This is a genomic window from Mycobacterium sp. 852002-51961_SCH5331710 (genome assembly GCF_001665535.1).
In the GTDB taxonomy this organism is placed as follows: domain Bacteria; phylum Actinomycetota; class Actinomycetes; order Mycobacteriales; family Mycobacteriaceae; genus Mycobacterium.
Genome location: NZ_LZSQ01000072.1, coordinates 23,125 through 30,495, shown reverse-complemented (window position 1 = coordinate 30,495; position 7,371 = coordinate 23,125). Strand labels below are relative to the sequence as shown.

Annotated in this window: 5 protein-coding genes; 2 read left to right on the top strand and 3 right to left on the bottom strand. The window is 69.3% G+C overall.

The window, feature by feature from the left end:
• From A5752_RS12645 to trmB, 3 genes are all read right to left on the bottom strand, one after another.
• On the bottom strand, nucleotides 1-3,052 hold a 3,052-nt coding region (locus A5752_RS12645), incomplete at its 3' end, for an MMPL family transporter (RefSeq protein WP_067085609.1).
• A gap of 50 nt (nucleotides 3,053-3,102) precedes the next feature.
• Nucleotides 3,103-3,804 (bottom strand): NYN domain-containing protein, encoded by a 702-nt coding sequence (locus tag A5752_RS12640; RefSeq protein WP_067085607.1) that lies wholly within the window; start codon nucleotides 3,802-3,804, stop codon nucleotides 3,103-3,105.
• 7 nt (nucleotides 3,805-3,811) lie between these two features.
• Nucleotides 3,812-4,636 (bottom strand): tRNA (guanosine(46)-N7)-methyltransferase TrmB, encoded by an 825-nt coding sequence (gene trmB / locus A5752_RS12635; protein WP_502686722.1) that lies wholly within the window; start codon nucleotides 4,634-4,636, stop codon nucleotides 3,812-3,814.
• A gap of 71 nt (nucleotides 4,637-4,707) precedes the next feature.
• Between trmB and A5752_RS12630 the strand changes: the two genes are divergently transcribed.
• Nucleotides 4,708-5,733 (top strand): hypothetical protein, encoded by a 1,026-nt coding sequence (locus A5752_RS12630; RefSeq protein ID WP_353612400.1) that lies wholly within the window; start codon nucleotides 4,708-4,710, stop codon nucleotides 5,731-5,733.
• Nucleotides 5,730-7,235 (top strand): hypothetical protein, encoded by a 1,506-nt coding sequence (locus A5752_RS12625; RefSeq protein WP_231983392.1) that lies wholly within the window; start codon nucleotides 5,730-5,732, stop codon nucleotides 7,233-7,235. The genes A5752_RS12630 and A5752_RS12625 overlap by 4 nt, the downstream gene beginning before the upstream one ends.
• The last annotated feature ends 136 nt before the right edge of the window (nucleotides 7,236-7,371 follow it).

Sequence of the window (7,371 nt, the reverse complement as noted above, 5' to 3'; positions counted from 1 at the left end):
AGATGTGTATAAGAGACAGGGTACCCCGCAGTTCACCGAGCCACGACTCGATCTCGCGTTCCTCGTGCTGCGGCCGGCCGGCACCCGGTCGCGGAGCCGCCGGGGTGGGCGGTGCGGGCGGCGGTGTCGGCCGTGCCGCCTGACGCGCCGAAGCGGCGGCGTTGCTCACCGCGTTGCGCACGGCGTTCTTCGCCATCGCCAACCGCGTGGTCTGCGGCTCGTCGGAGGGCGCCTCCTGCGGCGGCGTGGTGGTGCTGGGAATGCGCGTCGTACCGGTCGCCGACGGAACCCGCTGCGGCACCGCTGCGCGGGTGGCGCCGGCACGCGACGGTCCGGCGACCGCGGGATGCGTCGGATCGTGCGGCGGACGGGGTCGAGGCGGCACCGGTGCACCGGCACCGACCAGCGCCTCGGGATCCTCGGGGGTCTCCCGCACCGCGGGACGCCTGCGCTCGTCGGGCAGCTCGGTCTCGCCGAGCCCCAACCGCTCCTGGATCCGTTTCATCCATCGCGGCGCCCACCAGCAGTCGTCGCCGAGAAGCTTCATCACCGCGGGCACGAGGAACATCCGGACGATGGTGGCGTCGAGCAACAGCGCGATCAGCAGACCGAACGCCAGGTACTTCATCATCACCAGGTCGGAGAACACGAACGCCCCGGCGACGACGGCGAGCACCAACGCGGCACCGGTGATCAACCGGCCCGTCGTCGCGGTGCCGACGCGGATGGCCTCGGCGGTGGACAGCCCGCGCTCGCGGGCCTCGACCATGCGGGAGACCAGGAACACCTCGTAGTCGGTCGACAGACCCCAGATGACCGCGATGATCAGGCCGATCATCGGCGCCATCAGCGGCTGCGGCGTGTAGTTCATGACGCCGGAGCCGTGGCCCTCGACGAACATCCACGTCAACACGCCCATCGTCGAACCCAAGGTGAGCGCGCTCATCACCGCGGCCTTGATCGGCAACACCACCGATCCGAACGCGAGGAACATCAGGATTGTCGTGGTGACGATGAGGATGGTCACCATCAGCGGCAGCTTGTCGAACAGGCTGTGAATGCTGTCCTGCTCCAACGCCGGTGTCCCGCCGACGGAGATCGACAGACCGCGCGGCGGCACGATCGAGCGGAGCTCTTCGACCTTCTTGGCCGCGTCGTTGCGGTTGACGAGGCCGTTCTGGATGACCTGGACCGAGGGGTCCTTTGAGCCGCCCTCCTGATACGGGCGCGGCTGCCACATCTTGGTCGGGTCGTCCTCGGGCTGGATGAACCCGGGGATCATCATCGCCTTGTTGCGGATCTCCGCGACCTGTTGGTCGGTGACCGGGTCGCCGTTGTCGTTCTCGATCACCAACGTCAGCGGTTCGGTGCGGAAGCCGGGGAACGACTTGTCGAACGCCTCCTGCGCCTGGCGCACGGAGTTGTCCGGCGGTAGGTACTTCTCGCTGATGCCGCCGAGCGACAACTGTCCCAGCGGGATGATCAGCAGGATCATCACGATGACGATCGGTGCGGCGAACGCGATCGGGCGCTTCATCACCCGGTTGACGAGCTTGCCCCAGAAGCCCTTCTCGACCTCGGCGCGCGTCTTGGTCTTCTGCGTCTTCTCCGCCAACCAATTCAGCCACCACACCGTCGGCTTGCGGACCAGCGGGCTCATGCTCGCGGCCGAGAGCACCGTGATGGTGCCGGCCACGAAGATCGCGATGGCCAGCAGCAGATAGAAGATTCCCGTGCCGAGGGTGTCCTTCGCGGCGAACAGGCCGTATAAGATCCAGGCGAATGAGCCGATGTAGCCGAGCACCAGGCCCAGCAGGGCGTAGTTGGCGCCCTTGTCGTAGCTGCGTTTGATCTGTGCCCTGGCGATGTGGCCGACGGGGATCGCGGCGAACGGGATGAGCACACCCAGCGGGATCGACGCGATCGCCAGCGGGTTCGTGCGGTCGGTGGTCTCCGCCGGCGACGGGGTCGGATACGGGTTGGTGAACCGCAGCAGGGTGCGCACGCCGAGCGCGTCGACGCGGGCACCGAGGATGCCCAGGGCCGCGGCCAGGACCGTCACCGACAGGATCGCGGCCAACATGACCGAGGCGATGATCGCGTAGGTGATCGACTTCAGGAAGCCCTGCGGGAACAGCAGCAGCGGCACTGAGGACGCCACCAGGATCACCGCGGAGAACATGATCGTGCGGCCCGAGGTCATCACGGTGCGCCGGACCGCGGCCTCGGTGTCGTAGCCCTCGGCGATCTCCTCTCGGAACCGGCTGACCATGAACAGGCCGTAGTCGACCGCGATGCCGAGGCCCATCAGCGTCACCACCGGCTGGGCGAAGAAGTGCACCGGCATGAACTCGGCGAACAGTCGCATGATGCCCAGCGCGCCGGCGATCGTCAGGCCGCCGATCACGCCGGGTAGGGCCGCGGCGACGACACCGCCGAACACGAAGAACAGCACCACGCAGACCAGCGGGATGGCCGCGACCTCGGCGCGGCGCTGGTCCTCACCGATGCTGCCGGTCAGCTCGCTGGCCAGCGGGTTGAGGCCGGCCAGTTCGATGCGCCCGCCGTTGAGTTGCTGCAGGTCCGGCTCGACAGCTTGGTAGTTCTTCAGGATCTCGTCGTCGGTGTCGCCCTTGAGCGGAATGCTGACGAAGGTCCTCGACAGGTCGCTGGTCTTCATCTGCTGGACCGTGGCGCTCGCGGCGTCGGGCGCCCGCAGCCAGCCGACCCAGCTCACCACCTGGTCGGGATGGTCCTTGACGAAATCGTCGAGCTCACCGACCACATCACGCTGCCACTTCGGGTTGTCGACCTTCTCCCCGTCGGGCGGAGTGAGGATCGCCACCACGTGGCTGGTCCGGTCACGGCCGAACGCCTCGTCGGCGACCACCGAGGCGTGCACCGACTGGCTGCCCTCGTCGTAGAAGCCGCTCTGGGTGACGTGGCTGCCGAGGCTGATCCCGTAGATGCCGCCACCGAGGCAGAGCGCGACCATGACGCCGATGACGATGTATCGATACCGGTACACCGTTCGACCCCACCAGGCGAACACGTAAGCTCCTTACTCGATTATCTCGAAGTCGATGGCGACCTCTCAGCGGTTCAGTTGTTGACCCGCGAGGTCAATAGCGAGGACAGCGGCCGGAACGGCTGCAACCATGCCCCCTGCTCGGGCAGCGAATCGAGCCCGATTCGCGGTAGCGGTTCCCGGAAAACACCAGGGATGTCCTCCAGGTCGACGAACTCCAAGGTATCCGACGCTAGCGCCCAGCTCGCATGTTCGCGAAATCCGAGCACCTGGACCGGGATGCCGTCGCGGGCGATTTCCTCCAGCGGCTGTTTGAAGGCCTGTCCGTCGGCGGAGGCCACCAGCAGGCCGGCCAGACCCTCGCCGCGGCGCAGCGCGATGTGGTCCAGCATGTCGCTGTCGACGTCGCTGTCCTCGTCGATCTTCGGCTTGGCGAAGACCGCGAACCCCACGTTACGCAAGGCCTCGACCCACGGGCGGACGACGTCGGCGCTGCCAGGGGCGATGTTGGTGAAGACGGTGGCCTCCGGCTCCAGCGAGACGTCGGGCCGATCGGCCGACAGTTCGGCGGTGCGGGCCAGCAGCCAGCGGCCCAGCGCGTCGAACCGGGGCCGGTGCGCGGCGGTCGGCCTGCCCCCAAGGATCGAGCCGAGTCCCATGTCGAGGTTCGGCGCGTCCCAGACCAGCAGCACGCGGGCCGTCGCTTCGACCGGCGGCGAGGCCGCCTCGGGCGGCGCCACATCTTCTATATGCCCGATGTCTTCAGTGAGGCTCATGCGCTCATCACGCTTTCTCCCACAGCAGTTCGGCGACAGCGCTACCGGCGTGCTGCGCCTTTCCCTCGTACTTGGTGACCGGCCGCTCGACGGAGATCGGTAGCGCGTCCGACGGGCTCACCCGGCGCAGCCGCGGCTCGGCGTCGCCGACCTCGGCGATGTGCTCGGCGTAACCGGCGTGGTCGGTCGCGGCGTGCAACACACCGCCGGGCCGCAGTCGGTCGGCGATCAGGCCGACGGTCGCCGGTTGCAGCAGCCGACGCTTGTGGTGGCGGGCCTTGGGCCAGGGGTCGGGGAAGAACACCCGGACACCGGTCAGCGACTCGGGGCCGAACATGTGCTGCAGCACGTCCACGCCGTCGCCGCGGACCAGCCGGATGTTGGTCACGCCCTCGCGGTCGATCGCCGACAGCAGCTGGGCCAACCCGCGGCGGTACACCTCGACCGCGACGACGTCGAGATGCGGTTCGGCCTTGGCCATCGCCAGCGTCGAGGTTCCGGTTCCGCACCCGATCTCCACCACGACGGGCGCCGACCGGCCGAACCAGGCCTCGGTGTCGATTCGCGGCGCAGGCAGGTCGCCTTCGCGGGCCTGCATGCCGATCTGCGGCCACAGCCGTTCCCACGTGGCCTGCTGCGCGGCGGTCAGCGTGGTGCGTCTGGTCCGAAAGCTCGTGACGCGGGGGAAGCGGTGCTGCTGGCCGGCCGGCGAATCGAAGCTTTCGGGTCCCGAAGTCGACCCCTCGGCGACGTCGGGCCCGGACACATGCATTTGTCCATGGTGGCTCATCAAGGGTCGAGTACCCGCATCGTGGTACAGATTGATACCCAACAGTTGCCTTCGGCTGGTATCGGCGGCTATCCCCAAGCGCAGGCACGGCCGTCCCCACGTCATCCCCCGAGGTGTCACGATCGTCGAAGGCGGAGTATGTCCCGCTCACGACAGGGGAAGGTCACCAGATTTTCGTCGACGCGCTGTTGCACATCTGCCAAGACAGCCGTGATCCGCGGCTGACGTCGATCACCAGGCGACTCTGCGCGCCGACGCGGGTCTCGGTGCGCGGCCGAAACGGCGTTGGCCGAGCGACCGTCGCCGCGGCGTTGAGCGCCGCGGGCGCGGAGGTGGTGGCCGACCGTGCCGCCGACGTTTACGTGTTGGTGATCGCCGAAGCGCTCAAACCCGAGGACCGGGCGTTCCTCGACACGTCCGGCAGGCCCACCGTCGTCGTCCTCAACAAGGCCGACCTCTCGGGGTTCGGCTCGGCCGGGCCGATGGCGTTGGCGCACCACCGCGCCGCGCAGTGTCGCGCGCTGACCGGCGTGCCGACGGTGCCGATGGTCGCGCTGCTCGCCCGCGCGGACCCGACCGGCGACCTGGTCGATGCGCTGCAGACTCTGCGCACCGAACCGGCCGACCTGTCGTCGACCGACGCGTTCGTCGAGGCGCCGCACAGGGTGCCCCGCGAGGTGCGCGAGCGGCTGCTGACCGTGCTCGACCGGTTCGGCATCGCCCACGCGGTGCTCGCGCTCGACCGCGGCGTCGGCCGCGACGCGCTGCCGAACCATCTGCGCAAGCTCAGCCGAATCGACCGGGTCGTCGAGCACATCGAGGCGGCGGGCGCACCGCTGCGGTATCGGCGGCTACGGACCGCAGTGACCCAATTGCGCGCGCTGGCAACACATTCGGACGACGCACAGCTGGCCGAACTGCTGGTGAGCGACAACGCCGTCCTCTCGGTGATGACGGCGGCGGTCGATGTCGTCGAGGCCGCGGGTGCGCACGTCGACCGCGGCGACGACGCGGACTCGCACCTGCGTCGCGCCGTGCACTGGCGCCGCTATGGCGACGGCCCGGTCAACGCGCTGCATCGCGCCTGCGCCGCCGACATCAGCCGAGGATCGCTTCGCCTGCTGGGGCGGTCGCGGTGACGGCGGACGTGACGAGCGCCGATCAACGCGCGTCGGCCGATGCGGTGGTCGCGGCCATCGAACCGGGACTGGCACCGCCTGCGGTGCGCGCCCGCGACGTCGTACTGGTGACGGGTCCGTGGTTGGCAGGAACGACGAGCCTGACGGCGGCGCTTCGCGAGCGGATGCCCGAGCACACGTTCGTCGAGGCCGAGGACATCGGCCGGGCCGATGCGCCTGCGGCGGTGGTGTTCGTCGTCTCCGCGGTGTCTGAGCTGAGCGAATCCGACTGTCAGCTCGTCGATCTGGTCGCGCGCAACACGGAGCTGGTGGTCGGTGTGGTGTCGAAGATCGACACGCACCGCGACTGGCGACAGGTGCTGGCCGCCGACCGGACAGTGCTGGCCGGCCGGTCGCCTCGGTACGCCGACGTGCCTTGGGTGGGGACGGCCGCGGCACCGGATCTGGGCGAGCCACGCGTCGACGAACTCGTGAGTGTGCTGCGGCAGCGACTCGCCGACCCCGAGCTGGCGCGACGGAACCGCCTGCGCGCGTGGGAAACTCGGATCGAGTCGGCGATCAGCCAGTACCGTGCCGACGGCGACGGTGCCCACCGCCGCGCCCGCGTTGCGACGCTGCACACGATGCGCGACGAGGTCGTGCGGAGTCGCCGGGTGTCGAAGTCCGAACGCAACATCGCGCTGCGCAGCCAGGTCCAGCAGGCGCGTGTGCAGCTGGGTTACTTCGCGCGTAACCGCTGTTCGTCGGTGCGCGCCGAACTCGCCGAGGACGCCTCGACACTGAGTCTCCGGGCGCTCGGTGGATTCGAGGGGCGGGTGCGCGAGCGCGCCGCCGGGGTGGTGGTGGAGGTCGACGACGGCATCACGGCGCATCTGGCCGATGTCGCGGCGCAACTCGGTCTGGCCGCCCCGCCGGTGCCCGATGCGCCACCGGTCCCCGAGGTCACCTCGCCGCGGCTGAAGTCGCGACGACTGGAGACGCAGCTGACGATGATTCTCGGCGCGGGCTTCGGTCTGGGGGTGGCGCTCGCGGTGACGCGGTTGTTCACGGGGTTGGCACCCGGCCTGACCCTCGCGGGGCTGGCGGCCGGTGGGCTCGTGGGGCTGGTGTTGACGGTGTGGGTGGTGGGGATCCGCGGCGTCCTTCAGGACCGGGCCGTGCTGGACCGCTGGGTGACCGAGGTGATCGGCACGGTCAAGTCCGCGGTGGAGGAGCGGGTCGCGACGCAGGTGCTGGCCGCCGAGCGCGCGCTGACGTCGGAGTCGGCCGCTCGGGACGAACGTGAGGCCGCCGCGACCTCGCAGCGGATCGCCGAGATCGACGCCGAACTGCGCGAGCACGCGGTCGAAACGGCCCGTGCGGCCGTCGAGCGCGACCGGCGGCTGCCGTCGTTGCAGCGCGCGCTCGACGCCGTTCGGGCCGAACTGTACGGGCGTGCGGATCCGGCGGCGGACGCCGATGTCGGCCGCAAACCGGCCGGCGAAGCCGATTCCGAAGATTGACGCCCGTCAAGTTCGAGCACCCGATCAGCAAAACCCCTGTGAAGCGTCCTTCTGAATCGTTCCTGTGAGTGATCGGACACACTCCCGATTCACCGCGGCTTTGCCACCCGCGATAACCTCGGTATAGGGAAACCGC